This window comes from Roseateles noduli (genome assembly GCF_050626985.1).
GTDB classification, from domain to species: Bacteria; Pseudomonadota; Gammaproteobacteria; order Burkholderiales; family Burkholderiaceae_C; genus Roseateles; species Roseateles noduli_A.
This window is the reverse complement of sequence record NZ_CP192463.1, coordinates 5,157,380-5,180,797: the sequence shown is the minus strand read 5'-3', so window position 1 is coordinate 5,180,797 and position 23,418 is coordinate 5,157,380. Positions and strand designations below refer to the sequence as shown.

At 66.3% G+C, this 23,418-nt stretch carries 27 protein-coding genes and 1 tRNA gene; 22 read left to right on the top strand and 6 right to left on the bottom strand.

The genetic code is table 11. From position 1 onward, the window contains the following. Nucleotides 1-170 precede the first annotated feature (170 nt). From alr to ACQ4L4_RS22510, 6 genes are all read left to right on the top strand, one after another. Entirely contained in the window at nt 171-1,274 is a 1,104-nt protein-coding gene (alr, locus tag ACQ4L4_RS22535) for an alanine racemase (protein ID WP_431101073.1), read from the top strand. Nucleotides 1,275-1,305: 31 nt separating this feature from the next. Continuing rightward, on the top strand, nt 1,306-1,713 hold the full coding sequence (gene arfB / locus ACQ4L4_RS22530) for an alternative ribosome rescue aminoacyl-tRNA hydrolase ArfB (protein ID WP_377158606.1): 408 nt from the start codon (nt 1,306-1,308) through the stop codon (nt 1,711-1,713). 36 nt (nt 1,714-1,749) lie between these two features. Beyond that, a complete protein-coding gene (locus tag ACQ4L4_RS22525) occupies nt 1,750-2,517 on the top strand; it encodes a hypothetical protein (protein ID WP_431101072.1) in 768 nt (255 codons plus the stop codon). Nucleotides 2,518-2,609: 92 nt separating this feature from the next. Then, a complete protein-coding gene (locus tag ACQ4L4_RS22520) occupies nt 2,610-3,464 on the top strand; it encodes a PEP-CTERM sorting domain-containing protein (protein ID WP_431101071.1) in 855 nt (284 codons plus the stop codon). A 49-nt stretch (nt 3,465-3,513) separates the two neighbouring features. Continuing rightward, entirely contained in the window at nt 3,514-4,368 is an 855-nt protein-coding gene (locus ACQ4L4_RS22515; protein ID WP_431101070.1) for a PEP-CTERM sorting domain-containing protein, read from the top strand. A 69-nt stretch (nt 4,369-4,437) separates the two neighbouring features. Next, nucleotides 4,438-5,292: a PEP-CTERM sorting domain-containing protein gene (locus ACQ4L4_RS22510; protein ID WP_431101069.1), complete on the top strand. Its 855-nt coding sequence runs from the start codon at nt 4,438-4,440 to the stop codon at nt 5,290-5,292. On the opposite strand, the gene ACQ4L4_RS22505 is transcribed toward ACQ4L4_RS22510, so the two are convergent. The 4 genes from ACQ4L4_RS22505 to ACQ4L4_RS22490 form a co-directional block, all read right to left on the bottom strand. Continuing rightward, nucleotides 5,282-5,680 (bottom strand): type II TA system antitoxin MqsA family protein, encoded by a 399-nt coding sequence (locus ACQ4L4_RS22505; RefSeq protein ID WP_377158614.1) that lies wholly within the window; start codon nt 5,678-5,680, stop codon nt 5,282-5,284. The two genes, ACQ4L4_RS22510 and ACQ4L4_RS22505, sit on opposite strands and share 11 nt — an antisense overlap. A 1-nt stretch (nt 5,681) precedes the next feature. Next, nucleotides 5,682-5,978 carry a type II toxin-antitoxin system MqsR family toxin gene (locus ACQ4L4_RS22500; RefSeq protein ID WP_431101068.1) on the bottom strand — a complete coding sequence of 99 codons (297 nt, stop codon included), beginning with the start codon at nt 5,976-5,978 and terminating at the stop codon, nt 5,682-5,684. A gap of 196 nt (nt 5,979-6,174) precedes the next feature. Then, on the bottom strand, nt 6,175-7,059 hold the full coding sequence (locus ACQ4L4_RS22495; RefSeq protein ID WP_431101067.1) for a DMT family transporter: 885 nt from the start codon (nt 7,057-7,059) through the stop codon (nt 6,175-6,177). Nucleotides 7,060-7,218: 159 nt separating this feature from the next. Continuing rightward, nucleotides 7,219-7,851: a LysE family transporter gene (locus ACQ4L4_RS22490; RefSeq protein WP_431101066.1), complete on the bottom strand. Its 633-nt coding sequence runs from the start codon at nt 7,849-7,851 to the stop codon at nt 7,219-7,221. 204 nt (nt 7,852-8,055) lie between these two features. Between ACQ4L4_RS22490 and ACQ4L4_RS22485 the strand changes: the two genes are divergently transcribed. The 9 genes from ACQ4L4_RS22485 (at nt 8,056) to ACQ4L4_RS22445 (ending at nt 15,919) form a co-directional block, all read left to right on the top strand. After that, entirely contained in the window at nt 8,056-9,531 is a 1,476-nt protein-coding gene (locus ACQ4L4_RS22485; protein WP_431101065.1) for a sodium:solute symporter, read from the top strand. Between the two features lie 25 nt (nt 9,532-9,556). Further along, the gene (locus tag ACQ4L4_RS22480; RefSeq protein ID WP_431101064.1) at nt 9,557-10,501 is read left to right on the top strand and encodes a hypothetical protein; all 945 of its coding nucleotides are present in this window, start codon (nt 9,557-9,559) and stop codon (nt 10,499-10,501) included. Between the two features lie 61 nt (nt 10,502-10,562). Next, nucleotides 10,563-11,921, top strand: a complete 1,359-nt coding sequence (gene radA / locus ACQ4L4_RS22475) for a DNA repair protein RadA (protein WP_377158625.1) — start codon at nt 10,563-10,565, stop codon at nt 11,919-11,921. Nucleotides 11,922-12,063: 142 nt separating this feature from the next. Further along, the gene (locus ACQ4L4_RS22470; RefSeq protein ID WP_431101063.1) at nt 12,064-12,471 is read left to right on the top strand and encodes a hypothetical protein; all 408 of its coding nucleotides are present in this window, start codon (nt 12,064-12,066) and stop codon (nt 12,469-12,471) included. A 52-nt stretch (nt 12,472-12,523) separates the two neighbouring features. After that, complete coding sequence (locus ACQ4L4_RS22465; RefSeq protein WP_431101062.1) at nt 12,524-13,447, top strand: branched-chain amino acid transaminase; 924 nt, start codon at nt 12,524-12,526, stop codon at nt 13,445-13,447. A gap of 64 nt (nt 13,448-13,511) precedes the next feature. Next, on the top strand, nt 13,512-13,730 hold the full coding sequence (locus ACQ4L4_RS22460; protein ID WP_067279675.1) for a zinc-finger domain-containing protein: 219 nt from the start codon (nt 13,512-13,514) through the stop codon (nt 13,728-13,730). 65 nt (nt 13,731-13,795) lie between these two features. After that, entirely contained in the window at nt 13,796-14,257 is a 462-nt protein-coding gene (locus ACQ4L4_RS22455) for a YybH family protein (protein WP_377158630.1), read from the top strand. A gap of 11 nt (nt 14,258-14,268) precedes the next feature. Next, nucleotides 14,269-15,306 carry a YheT family hydrolase gene (locus ACQ4L4_RS22450; RefSeq protein ID WP_431101061.1) on the top strand — a complete coding sequence of 346 codons (1,038 nt, stop codon included), beginning with the start codon at nt 14,269-14,271 and terminating at the stop codon, nt 15,304-15,306. A 73-nt stretch (nt 15,307-15,379) separates the two neighbouring features. After that, entirely contained in the window at nt 15,380-15,919 is a 540-nt protein-coding gene (locus ACQ4L4_RS22445) for a DUF2946 family protein (RefSeq protein ID WP_431101060.1), read from the top strand. 116 nt (nt 15,920-16,035) lie between these two features. On the opposite strand, the gene ACQ4L4_RS22440 is transcribed toward ACQ4L4_RS22445, so the two are convergent. Beyond that, a complete protein-coding gene (locus ACQ4L4_RS22440; protein ID WP_431101059.1) occupies nt 16,036-16,641 on the bottom strand; it encodes a c-type cytochrome in 606 nt (201 codons plus the stop codon). Nucleotides 16,642-16,926: 285 nt separating this feature from the next. Here ACQ4L4_RS22440 and ACQ4L4_RS22435 point away from each other — a divergent pair. The 7 genes from ACQ4L4_RS22435 to ACQ4L4_RS22405 all read left to right on the top strand — a co-directional run bounded on the left by ACQ4L4_RS22435 (nt 16,927) and on the right by ACQ4L4_RS22405 (nt 21,768). Then, a tRNA-Arg gene (locus tag ACQ4L4_RS22435) sits at nt 16,927-17,001 on the top strand. 404 nt (nt 17,002-17,405) lie between these two features. Then, complete coding sequence (locus ACQ4L4_RS22430) at nt 17,406-18,035, top strand: hypothetical protein (protein ID WP_431101058.1); 630 nt, start codon at nt 17,406-17,408, stop codon at nt 18,033-18,035. 177 nt (nt 18,036-18,212) lie between these two features. Continuing rightward, nucleotides 18,213-18,986, top strand: coding sequence for a deaminase (locus ACQ4L4_RS22425; RefSeq protein ID WP_431101057.1), 774 nt, complete (start codon nt 18,213-18,215; stop codon nt 18,984-18,986). After that, on the top strand, nt 18,983-19,531 hold the full coding sequence (locus ACQ4L4_RS22420; protein WP_431101056.1) for a hypothetical protein: 549 nt from the start codon (nt 18,983-18,985) through the stop codon (nt 19,529-19,531). Before ACQ4L4_RS22425 ends, ACQ4L4_RS22420 begins: the two co-directional genes overlap by 4 nt. Nucleotides 19,532-19,818: 287 nt before the next feature. Further along, nucleotides 19,819-20,397, top strand: coding sequence for a hypothetical protein (locus ACQ4L4_RS22415; protein ID WP_431101055.1), 579 nt, complete (start codon nt 19,819-19,821; stop codon nt 20,395-20,397). After that, on the top strand, nt 20,387-20,692 hold the full coding sequence (locus tag ACQ4L4_RS22410; RefSeq protein ID WP_431101054.1) for a hypothetical protein: 306 nt from the start codon (nt 20,387-20,389) through the stop codon (nt 20,690-20,692). The genes ACQ4L4_RS22415 and ACQ4L4_RS22410 overlap by 11 nt, the downstream gene beginning before the upstream one ends. Before the next feature lie 50 nt (nt 20,693-20,742). After that, nucleotides 20,743-21,768 (top strand): NAD-dependent epimerase/dehydratase family protein, encoded by a 1,026-nt coding sequence (locus ACQ4L4_RS22405; protein WP_431101053.1) that lies wholly within the window; start codon nt 20,743-20,745, stop codon nt 21,766-21,768. On the opposite strand, the gene ACQ4L4_RS22400 is transcribed toward ACQ4L4_RS22405, so the two are convergent. After that, nucleotides 21,755-23,308 carry a methyl-accepting chemotaxis protein gene (locus tag ACQ4L4_RS22400; RefSeq protein WP_431101052.1) on the bottom strand — a complete coding sequence of 518 codons (1,554 nt, stop codon included), beginning with the start codon at nt 23,306-23,308 and terminating at the stop codon, nt 21,755-21,757. The two genes, ACQ4L4_RS22405 and ACQ4L4_RS22400, sit on opposite strands and share 14 nt — an antisense overlap. Nucleotides 23,309-23,418: the final 110 nt, after the last annotated feature.

The following is a 23,418-nucleotide window of genomic DNA, read 5'->3' as shown; positions in this document are numbered from 1 at the left end:
GGGAAAGGCAGCGCTGCGGCGGGTTTATAGCATGCGCTCGTTTTCGTAACAGCGCTTCACGGGACAGTGTCCCTGTGCTATCCAGCACCGCTTTTCCGTCTCCCGGACGCCCTCCCCCTCGCGCCGCGCGGCGGCATGAACCCGTTCATGGCGCGGCACAATGGGCGACCATGCCGCGTCCGATCGAAGCCCTCATCCACCAGCCCGCGCTGGCCCACAACATCGCCCGCGCCCGCGCCAGCGCGCCCGACGCGCAGGTGTTCGCGGTGGTGAAGGCCAACGCCTACGGCCACGGCATCGAGCGTGCGTTCGACGCGCTGCGCAGCGCCGACGGCTTCGCGATGCTGGACCTGGACGAGGCCCAGCGCGTGCGCGATCTCGGCTGGCGCGGCCCGATCCTGCTGCTGGAAGGCTGCTTCGAATCGCGCGACCTGGAACTGTGCTCGCGCCTCAAGCTCTGGCACGCGGTGCACCACGAGCAGCAGGTCGACTGGCTGGCCATGCACAAGACCCATGAGCCGCACCGCGTGTTCCTCAAGCTCAACAGCGGCATGAACCGGCTGGGCTTCACGCCGAGCGCCTTCCGCGGCGCCTGGACGCGGCTGAACGCGCTGCCGCAGGTGGACGAGATCTCGCTGATGACGCACTTCTCGGACGCCGACGGTCCGCGCGGCATCGCGCACCAGATCGCCGTCTTCAAGGAGGCGACGGCCGACCTGCCCGGCTCACGCACGCTGAGCAACAGCGCCGCGATCCTGCGCCACAGCCAGGACCCGGCGGTGCGGGCCGACTGGGTGCGCTCGGGGATCATGACCTACGGCAGCGCGCCGGACTTCCCGGAGCACGACATCACCCACTGGGACCTGAAGCCCACGATGACGCTGCGGGCCAAGGTGCTGGCGGTGCAGCACCTGAAGGAAGGCGACAGCGTCGGTTACGGCAGCAGCTTCGTGGCGCAACGCGCGATGCGCATCGGCACGGTCGCCTGCGGCTATGCGGACGGTTATCCGCGTCACGCCGCGCACGGCACGCCGGTGCTGGTCGGCGGCAGGCGCAGCGCGACGATCGGTCGCGTGTCGATGGACATGCTGGCGGTCGACCTGAGCGATCTTCCCAACGAGGGCATCGGCAGCGAAGTCACGCTGTGGGGCCAGGGCCCGCACGGCTCGGTGCTGCCGATCGACGAGGTGGCCCGCGCGGCCGGCACGATCGGCTACGAGCTGATGTGCGCGGTGACCCGGCGCGTGCCGGTGCACGTCGAGACGCTGGGCTGAGGCCCGGCGTTCGTCCGGCTCCGTCGGCGTCATGCACCTGGACTGGACGCCGGCCGACTGGGAGCTCGAGATCTCCGCGATCCGGGCCAGCGGTCCCGGCGGCCAGAACGTCAACAAGGTCAGCAGCGCGGTGCATCTGCGCTTCGACATCCGGCGCTCCACGCTGCCGGCGCTGATCAAGGAACGCCTGCTGGCGCTCAGCGACCAGCGGATCACGGCCGAGGGCGTCGTGGTGATCAAGGCCCAGGAATCGCGCAGCCAGGAGCAGAACCGCGCCGATGCGATCGCGCGCCTGGTCGCGCTGGCGCAGAGCGTGGCGCACACGCCGAAGACGCGTCGGGCGACGAAGCCGACCTACGGCTCGCAGAAGCGCCGGCTGGAGGCCAAGAGCCAGCGCGGCGACATCAAGGCCGGGCGCGGCAAGGTCCGCGGCGACTGAGCCGGCCGGGAGCGGAAGATCGATGAGGGAGAGGACATGTTCAAGGCATTGCGGATCCTGATCCTGCTCGGGATCCTGTTGACGGTGGCGGTGACCACGCTGGTCGGGCGCTGGCAGGCCCAGTCCTGGAAACGGCCGCAGGTCGTGACGCTGTATCCGATCAATGCGTCGGGCGACGCCGTGACGGACCTCTATCTGGAGCGACTGGACGCCGCCGCCTTCGCGGGACTGGCGCCCTACTTCCAGCGGGAGGCCGCCCGGTACGGCGTGTCCTTGTCCGAACCGGTGCGGATCGTGCTGGGCAGCCGTGTGCGTGTCGCGCCGCCCGCGGTACCGCGCGACGCGGGGCCGCTGTCGGCGATCTCGTGGAGCCTGCGGATGCGCTGGTGGGCCTGGCGCCAGACGCCGCCGAGCTCGCCGGTGCCGGACGTGAAGCTCTTCCTGATGTACCACCCGCCGGACTTCGCGGGCGCGCTGCCGCATTCGATCGGGCTGGAGAAGGGTCGGCTCGGACTGGTGCACCTGTTCGCGTCGAAGGGACAGCAGGCGCAGAACGAGGTCGTCATCGCGCACGAGGCGCTGCACACCTTCGGCGCGACCGACAAGTACGACCCGTCGACGCTGGCGCCGGTGTTCCCCGAGGGCTTTGCGGAGCCGCGACAGGAGCCGCGGTATCCGCAGTCGGCGGCCGAGCTGATGGCCGGCCGCATCCCGGTACGTGAGGGCGAGCAGCGGATCCCATCGGGCCTGGGCGAGACGGTCATCGGTCCGGCGACGGCGGTGGAGATCGGCTGGGTGAAGTAAGCGGGCGTTGCGTCCCCCTCCATTCGAGGGGGCCTGCCGACGCTTTGCAAAGCTGACATGGAGAGAATCCGGCCCGAGAGGGAAGGAACTCCATGAACAAGAAGATCGGCGGGCTGACGCTCGCCCTGGCGGCCGTCGCCGCGATGGCCGCGACGTCGGCACGGGCCGAGCGCATCGAGGTGGCGTTCAGCGGGACACTGAACCGAGCCTACGAAAACTGCAGCGCCGACTGCGCCCATCCGGGCGAGTGGACCGAAACGACGATCGCGCCGCTGGGCTTCACCCGCACGATGGTGTTCGAGATCGGCAAGGACGCCGGCATGACCTCCACATGGGTGATGGGCTACCCCTCGACAGACTTCAACGGGCGTCCGATCTGGACGGAGCTTGGCTCGCAGGACATGGGACTGACGTCCCGGCAGGCTGCACCCGCCGCGAACCTGGTGCCTGACGCGCTGTACGACTGGGCCCGCTTCGACAGGCCCGCAGGCAGCGTTGCGAGCCGCCAGTTGGCCTCACGTAACCGGATGATCGATAGCTATCCTGGAGAGACCGGTACTGAACGGCGCCAGGAACTCTGGAGTCTGAGCCAGTCCCAGACCTGGGCGGACGCGACCGGCACGCAGTTCTCCGAGAACCTGGGGTTCTTCGGCTGGAAACCGTTCAACGTGACCCCGGAAAACATCGGCGAGAGCTTCACGACCGGCCAGTACATGGACCTGTTGCGCCAGAGCATCGGCTGCGCCGGCTGCGAGACCTCCGTCTACATGGGTCTGTACGGCAGCAACAGCCAGGACGGCCGGAACGTCGAGTACTGGGGCACGATCAGCGCGATCAGTGTGCGCGACCTGAGCGCCGCCGTGGTGCCGGAGCCGTCGACCTACGCGCTGATGCTGGCCGGCGTAGCGGCGATCGGGTTTGCCGCACGCCGACGGAAGGCGGACTGACGAAGCACGTCGCGACGTGCCGATGGATCAACACAAGAGGGAGGGCTCGATGAAGAAGCAATGGATGGCCGTCGCGCTGAGCGCCGGTCTCAGCCAGATGGCGATGGCGGTGACCTACAAGGTCGACTTTGAAGGCAGCCTGCTCTCGGGCGACAAGACTGTGGACTGCCCGCCGGAATCGCCTTACTGCGTCGGCTTCTCGCAGGGCTTGGCCGTCCAGGACCAACCCTTCTCGATGAGCTTCACTTTCGAGATCGGAGCGTCACCGGGACAGACCCGCTTCTTCACGGTCCACAACACGTTCACCGATCCCTTCTCCGGTCGCTCCTACGATTCGCAGACAGCGGTCGACCGCTATGCCAACTGGGTGACGAGCGACCCGAAGGCCGCACAGGTGCCCGCCTTGCCGTCGGCCAGCTTGAATCCCTTCGACGGCGCGGCGGGCGTGACGCACGAGGTGTTGACTGCGGCGACGCGCTACCGGAACGTCCGCACCTGGACCGACAACCAGCAAGTGCGCAGTTCCTCCGAATCGTGGGACCTGACCAGTTCGGAGCTCTGGCGGAACGCCGACGGTGCCGGCTTCCAGAGCTTCGTGTCGCTGGGCGGGCGCAGCACTTTCAGCAGCGGCACGGTCGACAACTACGACGACCGCGAGCCGCTCGCCTACTTCCTCGGCCTGCTGCAGCAGGGCACGACCTGCCAGACATGCATCAGCCTGCAATGGTGGGACTCGACGCAATCGGTCAGCGGCCTGTACAGCAGTGTGCGCATCGACGGCGTCGGCCGCCTTGTCTCGATCACCGAGATCACCACGGCAGTGCCGGAACCGTCGACCTATGCGCTGATGCTGGCCGGCGTGGCGGCGATCGGCTTTGCCGCCCGCCGACGCAAGGCGGGCTGAACGGCCACGACGCAACGAGTCGGTGGCTCAGTCCACAAATAGGGAGGAACTGCGATGAAGAAGCGTTGGATGTTGGTCCTGCTGAGCGCGGGACTTTTCCAGGCGGCGGTGGCGGACGTGCTCGTCACGGCACAGGGTGCCAACTTCATGGGCGAGAAGACCGTCGATTGCCCTGGGACCTCGGTGGACTGTGCGGGCCATGTGACGGACATCAGCCTGAGCGGACCGCTGTCCGTGAACTTCAACATCGCGTTCGGTGCTACACCGGGCCAGACGACCTTCGTCACGCGGACCACGAGCTTCACCGATGTCGTGACCGGTCGCGCGTTCACTGTCTTCAGCGCCACGCAGCGTTATGCGCAGTGGGTGACGGCCGATCCGGCTGACGGACAGAACCCCACCCTCCCCGATTCCCCCGCAAACCCGCTGGAGGGGGATGCCTCCGCCACGCTCAGCGTCCTCAACTCGGCTTACCGCAACCGAAGCATCAGTGTCTGGGCCGATACCGGTGAGGTCTTCCGGTCCACCCAGAGTTGGACCCTGCAGAGTCAGCAAACCTGGCGCGGTGACGGCGTCTCCGGTTATCAGCGTCGGCTCTCGCTCACCGGGTATGACAGCGGGTTCATGGCCACCCTCGACAGCTACGATGATCTCGAATCCGCGGACTACTTCGTCGATCTGCTCGCGCGCAGCCAGGATTGCGTCAATTGCGTTGGCATCCTGATGCAAGACTGGCACACGGGCGTCGACGAGACCTTCAACTCCGTCTACCTGGCGGCCGGCGGCCAGCTCACGTCGATCACCGGAAGCACGGCGGCGGCGGTCGTGCCGGAACCGTCGACCTATGCGCTGATCCTGGCCGGCGTGGCGGGGATGGGTGTTGCCGTCCGGCGCCAGCGCGCCGCTGCGACGATCAAGCCCTGATCTCTTCCAGCAGATCCGGGTGGCGGTCGAGCAGCCTCAGCAGCTTGATCAACGCCAGCGGCGGCTGAGTCTTGCCGGTCTCGTAGCGGGAGAAGGCGTTCACGCCACCGCCGAAGATTTCTCCGGCTTCGCGCTGATCCAGCGCGAGCCTCTTTCGGACCTCCGAGATGAAAGACGGATCGACCTGCGACGCATTCACCTGCTTCGAGAATGCGCTCACCGCGCGCATGACGCGCCCAGACTCGTCCATGTCCATCGTCACCTCATCGCACGATGGGCAGAAGTCTCCGGTAACCGCGGGAATGATCGTGGACATGCCCTTGTAGACATGCTCAATATCTCGGGTGTCGCGTACCGTCTTCGCGAATCCGCAGGCCGGACATTTCATTTCACAACTCCTTGAATGAGACGAGCACAACTTCCTCGGCCACGCTCAACTTCAGGTAGATCCGACCTCGAAGCGTCGTAGGCCGATAGACGTCTTGCCACTCGCGATGATCGTGATACGTGGTCATGCTCTTGTAGAAGTCACCCTGGCCCAACGCCAGCACCACGTCGGACATCTGTTCCTCGTCGAAGCCCAGGGCCTCAGCTCCGAGGGACGCCGAGAGCGTTGCTCGAATGCGCCCTTGTGACACCAGTTGCTTGACCGTGGCCAGCGGGTAATGCGCCTTGTGCTTTTCCATCGAATATTAACCTAGTTGGTTAGTGACGGAAATCCGCATTGGCGCTCCGTCATCGAGGGCGAAGCGTGTGATCGAATGAGGCGCGAGACCTTGCGATTGCGCAAGACCTGGCCCCGCTTCCCGCTTCAGCGGGAAGCCATCAGCGAGGCATCAGGAAGAAATCAGGAAGAATTTCGAACCGAACGAGAGAAGCCGCTCACCGCTGCGGCCTTGTCGCCACGTAGATGCTGCCGAGGCACAGCACCATGCCTGCGAGCGCCAGCATCGTCGGCCGCCAGCCTTCGAAGATCGCTGAGATCCCCAGCGCGATCACCGGGATCACCACGCCGGTCAGCGCGGCGCGCGCCGTGCCCTGGCGTTGCGCCAGCTTGAAGTACAGGACGAAGGCGATCACCGAGCCGAACACCGCCAGGTACAGCAGGCTGAATACGTATTCCGGCGTCCACGCGAAGTTCAGGCCCTGCCCCGTCGTCACCGACGTGACCAGCAGGAACACCGCCCCGTAGCCCATGCTCCACGCCAGCACCGGCACCAGCGGCAGGCCGCGGCGGGTCAGGGTCAGCGTCAGCACGTTGCCGATGCACGCGGCCAGCACGGCCGCCAAGCCGATCGCCAGGCCGTAGGCCGCCGTCGGGCGGGCGCCCGTCGAGGCGATCTCCGGCCAGAAGATCATCACCACCCCAGCCACCGCGCCCGCCGACACCGCCAGGAAGCGGCCCGTCACCCGCTGGGCGAAGAAGATCCGGCCCGACAGCGCGTTGCCGAACACCATCAGACAGAACAGCACCGCCACCAGCCCGCTGGGGATGTGGCGCTCGGCCTCGTAGACAGAGTAGTAGTTGCCGCTGTACTGGACGATCCCCGTCGCCAGCATCAGCCCGTGCGCCGACCACGGCAGCTTCAACGACAGCTTCTGCCAGCGTGCAAAGCCGGCCAGCATCAGCGCCGCCAGGCCGAAGCGCCAGCCCACCGAGTTCAGGATCGGCACGCCCGAAGCGAGCTGATAGAGGATCACGTGCCAGGTGCTGGCCCAGATCAGCGTCGGGCCCCAGAACAACCAGCGGTCGGAAACGGTGGACATGATGTGCGGCAGCGATCTGTACCGGCCGCCCACGTGGGGAAGCATTCAGCGGGCCGGTGAAAACGACGAGGCCGCCCTTTGGGGGCGGCCTTCGGTGGGGAGCGACCCTTGTCGGGACCGCTCAGGATGAGCCGGAATCCGGCACTTTGGTCCGGCGCCTCAGTCGGCCGCCTTCTTGAAGGTTGCCAGCAGCGCGCCGGCACCGACGAACAAGGAGCCGAAGATCCGGTTCATCGCCTTCAGGTGCGATTCCGAGCGCAGCGCCCGCAGCACGCGCGCCGCCAGCAGCGTGTAGCCGGCCATCACGACGGCGTCGGTGAAGGCCAGCGTCGCGCCGATCACCGCGTACTGCTGCGGCAGGCTCTGGTGCAGGTTCAGGAACTGCGGCACCACGGCCAGCAGGAAGACCGTCCCCTTGGGGTTCACCGCGTTGATGCCCCAGCCGCGCAGGACCAGCTCACGACGCGACACTTGCCGGCCTTCGGCCTGCTCGGCCACCAGCGGCCTGGCCGGCGAACGCCACTGCTGGATGCCGAGGTACACGAGGTAGGCCACACCGGCCCACTTGACCACCGCGAAGGCTTGTTCCGACGCCGCGATCAGCGCGCCCAGTCCGGCGCCGACCACCACGATCTGGGTCAGGATGCCCAGGATCAGGCCCATCGTCATGAAGTAGCCGCGCTGGAAGCCGTGATTCAGCCCGGCGCTCATCGCCGCAATGGCACCGGCGCCCGGGGACAGGCTGATGGCCCAGGAGGCCGCGAAAAACCCCAGCCAGACTGACAACTCCATGATCGACTCCTTCGAAGGAGCCGAGGTTGTAGCACGCCACCTCTGCGCCGACGAAGGTCAGGGGCAACGCGGCTCCGTGCCCATCGGCCTTGCGGGCCACCACCATTCCCCCGGGAGGGTGGGCTGGCGGGCATCGGCCCGGGTTATGCCCCCCGGCACATTCGGAATGCCGCCCGGACGGCGGCGCTCCAATAATCCCGCGCCATGTCCGCCTCCGTCCTGCTCGTCATCGTCATCGCCTACTTCTCGCTGCTATTGGCGGTGGCGTGGTGGACGTCGCGCCGCGCGGACAACGACAGCTTCTTCATCGGCAACCGCAACAGCCACTGGGGGCTGGTCGCCTTCGGGATGATCGGCACCTCGCTCTCCGGGGTGACCTTCATCAGCGTGCCGGGCTCCGTCGGCGCCGGCGCGTTCAGCTACTTCCAGATCATGCTGGGCCAGTTCGCCGGCTACGCGGTCGTGGCCTTCGTGCTGCTGCCGCTCTATTACCGGCTCAACCTCAGCTCCATCTACCGCTACCTCGGCGCGCGCCTCGGCGTCGCCGCGCACCGTACCGGCGCGGGCTTCTTCATCCTGTCCCGCACCCTCGGCGCGACCGCCCGGCTCTACCTGGTCGTGCGCATCCTGCAGGACCTGGTCCTGTCCCAGTTCGGCATGCCGTTCTGGCTCAGCGCGCTGCTGGTGCTCGTGATGATCCTGCTCTACACGCTCGAGGGCGGCGTCAAGACCATCGTCTGGACCGACACGCTCCAGACCACCGGCATGCTCGGCGGCCTGGTGATCTGCGTGGTGTTCCTGCTCCATGCGCTGGGCCTGGACCTGATGTCGGGCTGGCAGGCGATGCGCGCGGCCGGTCTGGCCGACGTCTTCGTGACCGACCCGATGAGCGCCTCGCACTGGGCCAAGCAACTGCTCGCCGGCGCGGCGATCGCCGTTGCGATGACGGGCCTGGACCAGGAGATGATGCAGAAGAACATCTCCGTCAAGCGCCTGGCCGACGCGCAGAAGAACATGATGGTGATGGCGGCCATCATGACCGTCGTGGTGCTGCTGTTCCTGTTCCTCGGCGGCCTGCTGACGATGTATGCGCAGCAGCAGGACATCAGCGCCCACGGCGACCGGCTCTTCCCCGCCGTCGTGATGGGCCACCTGCCGGCCTGGGTGCAGCTGATCTTCGTGATCGCGCTGATCTCGGCGCTGTTCCCGAGCGCCGACGGCGCCATCACCGCGCTCACCTCCAGCACCTGCATCGACCTGATCGGCCTGCAGGAGCGCCGCGACTGGGACGAGGCCCGCAAGCGCCGCGTCCGCAAGACCGTGCACCTCGGCTACGCCCTGCTGTTCCTGCTGCTGACGCTGGGCTTCCGATGGCTGGACGACCCCAGCATGGTCAACCTCATCCTCAAGCTGGCGGGCTACACCTACGGCCCGCTGCTGGGGTTGTTCGCCTTCGGCATCCTCACGACGCGGGCCTTGCGGGCGGGCATCCTGCCGTGGGTCGCACTCGCGGCCCCCGCCGCGTGCTGGGTCATCGACGCCCACCAGGCCACCCTCTTCGGGGACTACCGAATGGGGCTGGAACTGCTGCTGGTGAATGCCGCGTTGACCTTCGGCGGGCTCTGGGCCGGTTCGCGTTCTTCGATGGGCGGCGTCGAGCGTTCCGCAGTGGCGGACTGATACGCGCCCGCTATCCTGCGGCGACATGCCCACGCCGCACGTTCCGCCGCAACCCCTGCCGCGCGCCGATCACTCCCGTCAGGCCCATCACGCCTCGGCGCCCCTGACGTTCGCCCAGCGCCACCACGCGCGTCTGCACTGGATCCAGAGCCTGCGGCACCGGCTGCGCGGCCAGTTCCTCCTGCGGCTGCACGTCTTCGTCATCGCGCTGCTGATGCTGGGAGCGCTGATGCTGGGCGGCGCCGGACTGAGGGCGCTCGGCGTCGAAGCGCTGGCCTGGCGCTACGCGCTGCTGCTGCCGATCAGCTACCTCTTCTACCTGGGTCTGCTGCGCCTGTGGGCACTGGCGCTGCTGCGTGGCGACGGATCGCCGCTCGAGGCCACACCGGACCTGCTGGATCTCGGCATCCGACTGACCGGCAACCTGGGACGCCCGACGCCACCCGTGCCGTTCCGGACCGGCGGTGGCGGCAACTTCGGCGGCGGCGGGGCTTCCGGAGACTTCTCCACAAGCGCATCCACATCCTTGTCCACCGACTTGCCAACATCCTTGTCCACAGGTTTTCCAGTGGACTTGCCAACAGCTTCTCCCTTGGACTTTTCCCCAGCCGGCGATGCGCTCGGCGCCGCTGGCGACGCCGTGGGCGGGCTGGACGAGGGCGCCCTCGTCGCCGTGCCCGTGCTGCTGATCGTCGGGATCGGCGCGGCACTGGGCTTCTGCGTCTTCGGGCTGTTCGGCGTGGAGGTGCTGTTGGCGGTGTCCGTCGAACTGGCGCTGGCGAGCGTCGCGGGCGGCATGGCCTGGCGGCGCCTGCACGAAGAAGGCTTCTGGCGATGCGCGGTCCGGCGCACCTGGCTGCCGGCCCTGTCGCTGGTGGTGGTGGGCGTGCTGCTGGGGGCGGCCGTCGACCGCTGGATCCCCGCCGCCGACTCGCTGCCGCATGCCTGGCAACTGATCCGGTTGAAGTAGCGGCGAGGGCGGGCGGGCTCCTGCCGCGAGCGGGTCGGGCCGGCGGCGACAATCCCGCCCCATGGCTGCTCAGAAATCCCACTACGTCTGCTCCGAATGCGGCGCCACCAGCGCCAAGTGGCTGGGCCGCTGCCCGTCCTGCAGCGCCTGGAACACCCTCGTCGAAACCGCCGCGGAACCCGCCGCCGGCAAGAACCGCTTCCAGGCGCTGGCCCGCAGCCAGCCCGTCGCGACGCTGTCGGAGATCGAGGCCCGCGACTTCGAACGCACCCCGACTTCGCTGGAAGAGTTGGACCGCGTGCTGGGCGGCGGCATCGTCACCGGCGGCGTGGTGCTGATCGGCGGCGATCCGGGCATCGGCAAGTCGACGCTGCTGCTGCAGGCGGTCGACGCGCTGTCCCGGCAGATGAAGGTCCTCTACGTCACCGGCGAGGAGTCCGGCGCGCAGGTCGCGATGCGCGCCCGCCGCCTGGGCCTGGACGGCTCCCAGGTGCGCGTGCTGGCCGAGATCGGCCTGGAGAAGATCCTCGCCACGATCGAGGTGGAGCAGCCCGACTTCTGCGTCATCGACTCGATCCAGACGATGTACTCCGAACAGCTGTCCTCGGCGCCCGGCTCGGTCGCGCAGGTCCGCGAATGCGCCGCGCAGCTGACCCGCACCGCCAAGTCCGGCGGCTGCGCGATGGTGCTGGTCGGCCACGTCACCAAGGAAGGGGCGCTGGCCGGTCCGCGCGTGCTGGAGCACATCGTCGACACCGTCCTCTACTTCGAGGGCGACACCCACAGCAGCTACCGGCTGGTCCGCGCGATCAAGAACCGCTTCGGCGCGGTCAACGAGATCGGCGTCTTCGCGATGACCGAGAAGGGCCTGAAGGGCGTCACCAACCCGAGCGCGATCTTCCTGTCCACGCACGGCGAGCCGGTGCCCGGCTCCTGCGTGCTGGTCACGCTGGAGGGCACGCGGCCGCTGCTGGTGGAGCTGCAGGCGCTGGTCGACGGCGGCGGGCCCAGCCCGCGCCGGCTGTCGGTCGGCCTGGAGCGCGACCGCCTCGCCATGCTGCTGGCGGTGCTGCACCGGCACGCGGGCGTCGCGACGATGGACCAGGACGTCTTCGTCAACGCCGTCGGCGGCGTGCGCATCAGCGAGCCGGCGGCCGACCTGGCCGTGCTGCTCGCCATCCAGAGCTCGCTGCGCGGCAAGCCGCTGCCCAAGGGCTTCTTCGCCTTCGGCGAGGTCGGCCTGGCCGGCGAGGTCCGCCCCGCGCCGCGCGGTCAGGAGCGGCTGAAGGAAGCCGCCAAGCTGGGCTTCTCGATCGCGGTCGTGCCGCAGGCCAACGCGCCGAAGAAGCCCATCGACGGCCTGACGGTCCACCCGGTCGCCCGCATCGAGGACGCCATCGAGATCCTGCGCGGCCTGTGACGCCGCGCGGGCCGGCGACGGCAATGGCGATGGCGGCATCCGCAATCGCCACACCCCTCGCCGCGGCGGCGCGACGACAATCGCGGGTTCCGCCCGGCCACCCCGCCCGGCACCCGGCTTCACCCCTTCGGAGTTCCCCCGCATGAACCGCCTCGCCGGCATCCTGCTCGCCCTCGCCGCCATCGTCCTCGGCACCTACTTCTTCGGCTGGAAGGGCGCCATCCTGGGCACGTCCGCCGTCATCTTCTACCTGCTGCTGCAGTTCTCGCAGCTGATGCGCGTCATGCGCACGGCCCAGAACTCGCCGCTGGGGCACGTCTCCAGCGCGATCATGCTGAACTCGAAGCTGCACGCCGGGATGAAGCTGATCGACCTGATCCGGATGTGCAAGTCGCTGGGCATCAAGGTCGGGCAGGACACCTACCGCTGGACCGACATCGGCGGCGACGCGGTGGACGTGGTCATGGAACGGGGCGTCGTCGCGCGATGGGCGCTCATCCGCGCCCATGAGCCGGAATCGGCCGCCCCCGCCGACACACCGGCCGCATAAAATCCCCGACTTCGCAGCACCCGGCCCATTCGCGGCCGACAAAGGAAGACTCATGTCTCTGGACGATCGCGACGGCAAGATCTGGATGGACGGCGAGCTGGTGGACTGGCGCGACGCCAAGATCCACGTCCTGACGCACACGCTGCACTACGGCTGCGGCGCCTTCGAGGGCGTGCGCGCCTACCAGACCGACAAGGGCACCGCCATCTTCCGGCTGCGCGAGCACACCGAGCGCCTGTTCAACAGCGCCAAGATCCTGCGCATGAAGATCCCGTTCTCGATCGAGCAGGTCGAGGAAGCGCAGAAGGCCGTCGTCCGCGAGAACCAGCTGGCCAGCTGCTACCTGCGTCCGCTGACCTGGATCGGCAGCGAGAAGCTGGGCGTCAGCCCCAAGGGCAACAAGATCCACCTGATGGTCGCCGCCTGGGCCTGGGGCGCCTACCTGGGCGAGGAAGGCCTCAAGCGCGGCATCCGCGTGAAGACCAGCAGCTACACCCGCCACCACGTCAACATCACGATGACGCAGGCCAAGACGGTGTCGAACTACACCAACTCGATCCTGGCCAACATGGAAGCGACCGAGGACGGCTACGACGAGGCGCTGCTGCTGGACGCCTCGGGCTTCGTCTCCGAAGGCGCGGGCGAGAACCTCTTCGTCATCAAGAACGGCGTCGTCTACACGCCGGACCTGTCGGCCGGCGCGCTCAACGGCATCACCCGCAACACGATCTTCGCGATCTGCGAGGACCTGGGCCTGAAGCTGGTCGAGAAGCGCATCACCCGCGACGAGGTCTACATCAGCGACGAGGCCTTCTTCACCGGCACCGCCGCCGAAGTGACGCCCATCCGCGAGCTGGACCGCATCGAGCTGGGCAGCGGCAGCCGCGGCCCGATCACCGAGAAGATCCAGTCGGCCTTCTTCGACATCGTCAACGGCCGCAATCCCAAGTACGCCCATTGGCTGAGCGTGGTCTGAGCGGGCGGCCTCCGCCTCCCGCCCACCGGACCGCCAGCCTCCGCAAGCCTTCAAGAACAAGATCATGAGCGCCAACACCACCACGCCCAAGGCCACCGTCGAAGTCACCGCCCAGGACCTGCAAGGTCCGGGCGTCGTCTTCTGCCCGAATCCCAAGATGCCGCTGTGGAGCAACCACCCGCGCGTCTTCATCGACCTGAGCCACACCGGCGAAGGCGCCTGCCCGTACTGCGGCACGCTGTACAAGCTGAAGGCCGGCGAGCATCTGCCCTCCGGCCACTGAGCCAACGACGGCCGACCGTCCCGCGATCGGCCGACGCCCGCTCCCTTGAACAAGGAACGAGACCCATGGTGCGCAAGCCTCAGACCGCCCTGCTGCTGGCCTCTCCCGAGGACACCGAAGCGCAGTTCTACGAGGCCCTGCAGGCCGGCGACCTGGAGCGGCTGATGGCCGTCTGGGGCGACGAGGACGAGGTCTGCTGCGTGCATCCCGGCGGACCGCGCGTCGTCGGCGCGGCGGCGATCCGGGCGAGCTTCGAGCAGATCTTCGCCAGAGGCTCGATCCCCGTTCATCCGGAGTGCCAGCGCAGGCTCGTCAACGGCGAGACGGCGATCCACCAGGTGCTGGAGCGCGTCGAGATCACCGACGAGGACGGCGTGCAGAGCGCGTGGGTCGTCGCGACGAATGTCTACCTGAAGACGGCGCTGGGCTGGCGCATGGTCGCGCACCATGCGAGCCCGGGCACCTCGCAGGACGTGAAGCAGGAGCTGTCGATCGTGTCCGCGGGCGCACCGACGACGCTGCATTGAGAGGGTTGTCCATGCAGTACCAGGCGCCTCCCTGGTTGCCCGGAGGCCATGCGCAGACGATCTGGCCCGCGCTGTTCGCGCGGCGCTACGACGGTCCCCCGCCGCAGTTCCGCCGCGAACGCTGGCAGACGCCGGACGGCGATTTCGTCGACGTCGAGCACCTCGTCGATCCGTCGACCACCCCGCCCCTCCCGTTGAATGCCCCGCCGACCGCGTCGTCGGGCGCACAGGCTCCCGCTGCCGAGCCTGCCGAACGGCCGCTGCTGGTGCTGTTCCACGGGCTGGAAGGCTCGGTGGAAAGCCAGTATGTGCAGGCCTTCGCCGCAGTGGCGCAGCAACGGGGCTGGGCCTTCGCGATGCCCTACTTCCGGGGGTGCTCGGGGGAGCTCAACCTCGCCCCGCGCGCTTACCACTCGGGCGACTACCTCGAGATCGGCTGGATGCTGGAGCAACTGCGCGCGTCGCATCGCGGCCCGATCATCGCCGTCGGCATCTCGCTCGGCGGCAACGCGCTGCTGCGCTGGGCGCAGGAAGCCGGCGACAGCGCCGCCGCGACGGTGAAGGCCGTGTGCTCCGTCTGCTCGCCGCTGGACCTGACGGCCGCCGGCCATGCGATCGGCAAGGGCTTCAACGGGCTGGTCTATACGCGGATGTTCCTGCGGACGATGATGCCCAAGGCCATGAGCAAGCTGAAGCAGCACCCGGGCCTGTTCGACGCGGAGCGGATGCGGCGCGTGCGCAACCTCTACGAGTTCGACAACATCTTCACCGGGCCGCTGCACGGTTTCCGGGACGTCGACGATTACTGGCTGCGCGCGTCCGCCAAGCCGCATCTGGCGCGCATCCGCATCCCGGCGCTGGTGCTGAACGCGCGCAACGATCCGTTCGTGCCGGCACACAGCCTGCCCGAGCAGAGCCATGTCGGCGCGCACGTGACGCTCTGGCAGCCGCGCGAGGGCGGGCATGTCGGCTTCCCGTCGGGCCGGCCGCCCGGCCACGTGCGCACGATGCCGGAGCGCGTGACCGACTGGCTCGCGACGCGGCTCTGAGCCGCGCGCCGGGTGGCGCGCCACGCCCCCCCAACCGGCCCGCTCCGCGGACCACGACCGCAAAGGAACGCTCATGGACGCCATCGTCGAAGCCGCACTGAAGAAGTGGCCCAATGTGCCGCACTGCTACGGCTGGCTGGCGCTGGACGCGCGCGGCGACTGGTACATGCGCGACGAGCGCATCCAGGCCGCGGGCCCGTTCCCGGCGGTCAAGGGCAGCCGCATCGTGCACGACAAGCTGATCGGCTTCATCGACCGCAACTACGCCTCGGACGACCAGGGCGCCTGGTTCTTCCAGAACGGGCCGCAGCGGGTCTACGTGGAGTTGGAGGCCGCGCCCTGGATCTGGCGCCTGCAGCCGGACGGCCGCGTGCTGAGCCATACCGGGCGCGAGGCGCAGGTCGCCGGCGCCGTGCTCGATGAGCGGGACCGGCTGTTCCTCGAGACGGATCTCGGCCTGGGACTGGTCCACACGCAGGACATGGGGCCGGCGGCGGACGCGCTCGAGGCCGGGCGCTGGGCGATGTCGAACGCCACGCACGCCGAGTTGATCGCCCGCCATGGGGTGTTGCTGGCGCCCCTCGACCCGAAGGGGGAATCGGGCAAGTCCTGACCCTGCGAGGCGGGGCCGGGCCAGTCGTCCGCGCCGTCACCCTGACCGTCGTCGAGACGATCGCCCATGAAAAAGCCGACCCGGGGGTCGGCTTTCGTGTCGCTGGCGGGCGCGGTTTACTGCGACGCGGCGGAGGCCGGAGCAGCGGCGGACGCGCCGGCATCGGCGCCCGAGGCGGCCGCCGCGGGCAGCTTCGGCTCGTCGAACTTGGCGCCGCCCTGGTTGGCCATGTAGACGACGGCGCGGGAGATCTCGAAGTCGCTGAAGTCGCCGCCGCCTTGCGGGCCCATGTTGCCCTTGCCCTTGAGGGCGGAGTGCACCAGGGTGTCGAAGCCGGTCTTCAGGCGCGGGCCCCAGGCGTCATGGTCGCCGAGCTTGGGCGCGCCGGCCGCGCCGGTGGCGTGGCAGGCCGCGCACTGGCCCTGGAAGACCTGTTCGCCGGTCTTCATGGCTGCGGGGTTCGTGAGGTCCTTGAGCTCGATCGAGCCCACGGGCTGGATGCGTGCGGCGACGGCCTGCGCCTCGAGGCCGGTGCCGCCGGCGCCGGGCTTGATCTCGCTGGACACGTAGTTCGCGAGCATCACGATGATCACGATCGGAATGACGAAGGCGAAGAAGACGGCGACGACCAGTTGCTTGGGTGTCTTGATCGGGCCCTCGTGGGCGTCGTGTCCTTCGGCGTGCGTGTCCTGGGCGTTGGCGTGGTCCTGGGTTCCGCTCATGAATTCCTCGTGGATCGAATCGAATACGGCAGAAGCGAGTCCGTGTTTCGAAGGGGGTGTCGGATGACGTGGCGCCCTGGGAAAACCGGACCGGGGAACAGCAAATCGGCGCAGTATAGCCAGCCCCCTGTCGCCCCACCCTGGGGCTTTCGTCAAGGTCGGCACGTTGGTGGGGCAGGTGTTGCGCGAGGGTCGCGCAGGTGTTCGCGATGGTTCCGTTTTGCCGGGACGCGCGCGGTCGGGTCGGGGAGGGTCAGAAGAAGGCTAGAATGCGCGCTTCCCGCGGCGACCGTGGTGAAGTGGATATCATTGGGCCCTCCGAAGGCTTAGTCGCAAGTTCGATTCTTGCCGGTCGCACCAGAATACCGAGAAGCCGGTTGTCACGAGAGTGGCAACCGGCTTTCTGCTTTCATGAAAGCTAGCAGGCACCGGGAGGGTCAGGTGTTGCCCCCTGTTGCAGTCGAAGCTCCGATCGAGCACCGCAGCGTTCAGTGCCTACAACGTGCATTTGCCGAGGGTTGCACTTCCCGAAGCTCCCTGATGCATAACGCGTGCTGGATGGCAACGGAATCGGCGATGCCCCTAGCACTCTTCTGATGTCTCGCAATTGCCGACTGCTCGCCTGCCCCCCGTAGACAGAGGCGTTCGAGTGGTGGACAGATCAGACATGTAGACCTACCGTTGGTCTGGACTCGCCGATAGACTCCTTGCGCCCAAAGAGGCCCAAGATATCGGAGATTTCCATAATAAGACCAGGGAGGTATATGTCAGTTCCTAGCGAGACTATAAAAATAGTTGGCCGCCGCGGCGATTCGCGCGCGGTAATTAATGACTCCGCGTCTAAGGAAATAATTTTCGCGGTAGTCGGGCCAGCGGGCTCCGGCACGACATTCATTGCACAGAAATTGGTTAGCGCAGTAGGAAGCATACTTCAGACCGCGCAAGTAACTCACATAAAAGCTAGTTCTGTAATCGCTGCCACGTTAGCCGAAGGCGCATTAGATGGCATCGAAAACATGGAGAGAGCGAAGCTACTCCAAGATGCTGGAGATCTCCTCCGAAAGGACGACGAAGCTGCAATTGGCTCGCTTCTAACAATCAAAATCAAGGAAGAGCGGGAGAAATTCAAGGCAGCAAGCGACAAAACAAATGTCGCGTCACTTCGGATCGATGAATCAAACTCTGCCCCGCGGGTATATGTAATCGATTCTCTGAAGCATCCCGCAGAGGTTGAACTGCTTCGAGCTGTCTATCGTGAAGCATTCTGCTTAATCGGTGTCGTGTGTGAGGAAGACGCACGCAAAGAACGTCTCAAGAAGAAGAAATGGCGTTCTTCAAGCTCCGACCAAGTCGATGAATTTATTAAACGGGATGAGGATGGCAGCGATCGTTGAGGTCAAAAAGTTTCCAAAACGTTCCACCTAGCTGATTTCTTTATTGATAACACCGCTTCCCAGTTTACGGACGACGGCAACGAAAACAAGGACTGGGGGGTTCCGGAAAAGCTTGGTCGGTTACTCGACATCCTCGATGGGAAAAAAGTAATCAGACCGTTTGCCAGCGAAACAGGCATGTATCACGCTGCCGGCGCAAAAATGCGAAGTGCATGTCTATCGCGGCAAGTTGGCGCTGCGCTAACCGACCAGCGCGGTAATGTCATAGCCACCGGCACCAATGAAGTTCCAAGAGCGGGCGGTGGTGTTTATGGCGGCGAATTTGCCTTTGAACAAGGTGCCGTGCCCCCGGATCATCGGTGCGCAGTGAAGAACAAATATTGCAGCAACACTCGCATCCAAGATGAAATCATGGAGGAAGTGCTCGACGCACTTCCCATCACAGGCCAAGCGCCCGACAGAGCTGAGTTGAAGAAGGCGCTAAAAGGAACGACGCTTGCCAGGTTGCTTGAGTACAGCCGTGCGGTGCACGCAGAGATGGACGCACTGCTAACTGCTGCGAGACTTGGAAAATCGACTGTCGACACCAAATTGTTTGTCACCACCTTTCCCTGTCATTATTGTGCGAGGCATATTCTTTCCGCCGGAGTGGATGAGGTCCAATTTATTGAACCATATCCAAAGAGTCGGGCATTCACCTTGCACGGGGAGGCAATCGAAACCGTTTTCACGACATGGGTGAAGAAGTCCCCGGACCGCCCCGCAAAGGTTCTATTTCGGCCATTCACTGGCGTCGCCCCGCGACTCTATGGTCGCGCGTTCTTAAAAAATCGAGAACTTAAGAACGAAAACTCTGGAGACATGGAGGTTTCGGAACCAAAATGGGCGCCAGGTCTACTTGAGGCGAGTTATCTTCAGTTGGAAAAGAAGTTAGAGGGCTCGGATCAATGAGCAACGTAATTCATCTCTTCGGAACGATTTTGCGATCCCCGAAGAGCGTTCAGAAAGAAGACTCCAGTGCCGATCTTATAAATGGCACGCCGGAGCAACTGAGCCTATCTTTCGCAGCTCCAGCTGTACTTGTTCAAGTCCTCTGCCAAGACTTTGAAGGTGGCGTTAGCTTCGTTGACTTTCTAGACGCCATTGCGCCGCGCTTTATTGCGGACATGCGCGTGTCTCCACGACTGGACTTCATCTGCCCCTCGCGAAATCAAACGCTTGAATTTCTTGCTGCGCGTCAAATTAGTTATCGCGACATTTTAGGAAGAATAGGGGCCAAGTCCTACGATGACGCAACGGCGCGTCGAAACGAAGCCTTGACGGCACTAAGCGCCTTCGCGGAATTTTCAGATGAAGGGCCAATTCTTTCGCTTTTTGACGATCAGACTTTTCTGCAGAACTGCAGCACGGCGATGCAAGGATTGTTTGAGCCTATGTATATGCAGAAGCACGAACTCGAAAGAGTCATCTTCGAGAATTCGCGGCAGCAAATGTAAATTCCCGTCCTCGTAGGAGGTGCTGCAGGATTTTTCTCCGAGAGTAGGACGCCCATTCACTGTCGCGCCCGTTCACACGCTTCTGCAGGACAGCGAGCCGATCGGGAAGATCCCGGCGCTGCCCCCATCGGCGGGCCTACCGACACGCAAATTCGCTCATACGGGTGCCGCCATTTGTGCGATTGCTACGCGAACGGATTTCCTTAGAGTTCCTCACCTCTGCTCCAGCGCGACCGGCAAAGTCAGCGCTTCACTGGAGTCGGCTTCACGCCCCAAGAGGTCTTCGGATGGAACTGCTCAAAGAGAATTGGATCAGGCTTGCCTACGGAGCGGCCAGCGTCGGCATCGCTTGGGCCGCATATCACTTCCGCATCGAAGTGCTGTCGGACAAGGACACCTTCGACCGCTTCAGCTACATCGGCGGGGTCGCGACCTTCATCGGTCTTCTGATCACGGTGTCTGAAGTGCTGCAAGCGATCAGCATCTCCAAGGGCATCCGCGCCGAGGCGCGGGCGCTGCTCGCCGAAGCGCGGAAGGTGGATCGCGCAGCGCTCCTGAGCGAGTGCCTGTTGTTGATCGATCGCATCAACGACGACCTCATCGACAACCGGAGGTCCACAGCCCTGCAATGCGTCCAGCAGGCTCGGCGGTCTTTCTTGCGGGCCGTGCCGCCTGGCCCTGAGACCGACGAGTTGTCCATCGGGCTTGTGGGACTTGAGGCGCATCTTCAGGACGCCATCCGATCCAACGATCGAGACGAACGTCTCTCCAAACGCGTTCTGACCGACATCCAGGAGCGTTCCCTGGATGTGAAACAAGCCCTTGAACAACTCATATCCGGAAGGAGCAAACCCCATGTTTCCTGAGAAGGTCCGACACTTTGTGTCCGAGCTCGTGCAGCGCACTGAAGCCGGAGAGCTCCCGTGGACGTACGACTATTTCGACGCTGTCTTCTGCACGGCAAAAAACTTCTCCGCGAGGCTGCTCTTCTCCCAGAACTCGCGGGAGTCTTGCACCCAATTCGTCCTGGTCTATCGCGACGCCGAAGACAACCTCTACGACTTCTGCGTCACAAGCCTTGCCAGTGACATCACCGATTACCACCTCGCGAAGCAGCTCTTCGACACGGCCCGCGCCAGCGGGATGGCGCTCCCGTTCTGACATCCCGAAAGATGGACACTGAGGCGACCCCTTCCAAGGAACAGAACGCCATGCGCCTCCTCATCCTCGGCGGCACCGTCTTCCTCGGTCGCCACGTCATCGACGCCGCGCTGGCGCGCGGTCACACGGTCTCGATGCTGAATCGTGGCCGGCACGGCCCAGGGCTGTTCCCCGAGGTCGAGCGGCTCATCGGCGATCGCGACGGCGACATGAGCGCGCTGCGCAGCCGCGAGTTCGATGCGGTCATCGACTGCACCGCCTTCAACCCCGCGCAGATCGAGCGCACGGTGGACGCGCTCGACACGGGCGCGCCGCATGTCGTGCTCGTGTCCTCGATCTCGGCGTATGGCGTGTTCCCGCCGCATCGCGTCTTCGACGAATCAACGCCGCTCGCTGAGGGCAACGAAGGCTACGGTCCGCTCAAGGCCCGTGCCGAAGAAGCACTCGCCCGCGCCCTGCCCGACCGCCACGCGATCGTGCGCCCGGGGTTGATCGTCGGCCCGCATGACCCGACCGGTCGATTCACCTATTGGCCGACGCGCGTCGCTCGCGGCGGCGAGGTGCTCGCCCCCGGGCGGCCCGAGCGGCCGGTGCAGGTCATCGATGTACGCGACCTGGCCGCGTTCTGCGTGGCACTGGCGGAGTCGCGCACCACCGGCGCGTTCAACGCGGTCGGCCCGCAACTGCCGATGCAGACGCTGCTCGACGCATGCCTGCAAGCCGCGCCGGGCAGCGATGCCCGCTTCCACTGGAAGCCGGACGCCATGCTGCTGGTGCTCGGCGTGGCGCCTTGGACCGGGCTGCCGCTGTGGCTGCCCGAAGAGGATCCGACCCACGGCGGCATGCTGCTGGGCGACGTATCCCGCGCCGTCGCCGCGGGTCTCACGACCCGGCCCATCCAGGAGACGGCCGCCGGCACCCTCGCCTGGGCGAAAGCGCCGCGCGAGGCGGGCTGGGATGCCAGCAAGCTCGTCGCGACGCTGACGCTAGAGCGAGAGGCCGAGATCCTCGCCGGCCGTTCCGCCACGAGCCGTCCGAGCGGCCCGGGCGGCTCCGGCCACATCACGTCAACCTGAACACCCCGATCGCCGTCGACAGTCGCTGCGACTGGTCCTTGAGGCTCTCCGCCGCCGAGGCCGCTTCCTCGACCAGCGCCGCGTTCTGCTGCGTCATCTGATCCAGCTGACCCACCGCGGCGTTCACCTGGTTAATGCCGTCGCTCTGCTCCTGCGACGCCGCGCGGATCTCGGCAATGATGTCCGTCACCCGCTGCACGCTGGTCACGATGTCGGTCATCGTCGTGCCCGCGTCGCTGACCAGCCGCGAACCCGATTCCACCCGGTCCACGCTCGTCGCGATCAGCGTCTTGATCTCCTTGGCCGCCTGCGCGCTGCGCTGCGCCAGCGAGCGCACCTCGCTCGCCACCACCGCGAAGCCCCGGCCCTGCTCGCCGGCCCGTGCCGCCTCGACCGCCGCGTTCAGCGCCAGGATGTTGGTCTGGAACGCGATGCCGTCGATCACGCCGATGATGTCGGCGATGCGCCGCGAGCTGTCGCTGATCTCGCCCATCGTCGCCACGACCTGGCCCATCACCGCGCCGCCGCGCTGCGCCGTCTCCGCCGCCGATCCGGCCAGCTGATTGGCCGTCGTCGCCGCGTCCGCGGTCTGCCGCACCGTGCCCGTCAGCTGCGTCAGCGACGCCGCCGCCTGCTGCAGGTTGGACGCCGTCTGCTCCGTACGCGCCGACAGGTCCATGTTGCCCGTGGCGATCTCCGCGCTCGCCGTGCTGATGCTGTCCGTCGATCCGCGCACCTCGCCGATCAGGCGGACCAGCGCGCCCTGCATCTCGCTCAGCGACCGCAGCAGCTGGCCCGTCTCGTCGCCGCCCGTCGTCTCGATGCGGCCCGTCAGGTCGAAGCGCGCGATGGCATCGGCCACCTCCGCCGCCTTGGCGAGCGGACGCGTGATCGATCGCGTCAGCCACACCGCCAGGGCCCCGCCCGCCATCAGCGCCACCAGCCCGAACACCACCAAGGCGGTCCGCGCCCGCGCGTTGGTCTCCGCCAGCGCCTTCAGCGCCGAGTCGAGCTGATCACGCTGCTGCTGCGCGATCACGCGGATGCTCTCCAGATACGCCGCCGCGGCCGGCTTGAACTGCTCGTCGAAGAGCTGCTTCGCCCGCGCCGGGTCGCCTTGCTTCTTCGCCTCGGTGATCGTGTCGCGCACCTTGATGTAGGTCTTGCGCAGATCGATCACGCGGTCGAAGGCGGCGCGTTCCTCCGGTGAGTCCAGCAGCTTGTCCATCCGACCCTGCAGCTCCGTCGAGGACTTCGTCGACTCCGCCGCCTGCTCGGCGAAGAAGGTCGCCAGGGCCGGGTCCGCGCTCACGGCGATCGCCGTCGTGCGCGTCCCGCCGTTGAAAACGTTGCGGTACCAGTCGGAGGCCACCCGCTCGGTGACGATGGTCTCCTGGTACATGGACTCCGTCTGCGCCGCCACGCGGCTCAGCCCCAGATATCCCATCGCCGATCCGATCAGCGCAATCACCAGCACCAGGGCCTGCACCAGGCCCAGTCGCCGGCCGATGGACCCGCGGACGTTCACGTTGGACGTCATGTTTTTTCTCCTCGGTCGCCGGCCCGAAGGGAGATCGGACCCCGCGCGGCGCGATGTTGGCACCCCCACCGTACACCCATCTCAAGCCGCCGTTAAGAGGCATCGGCCCT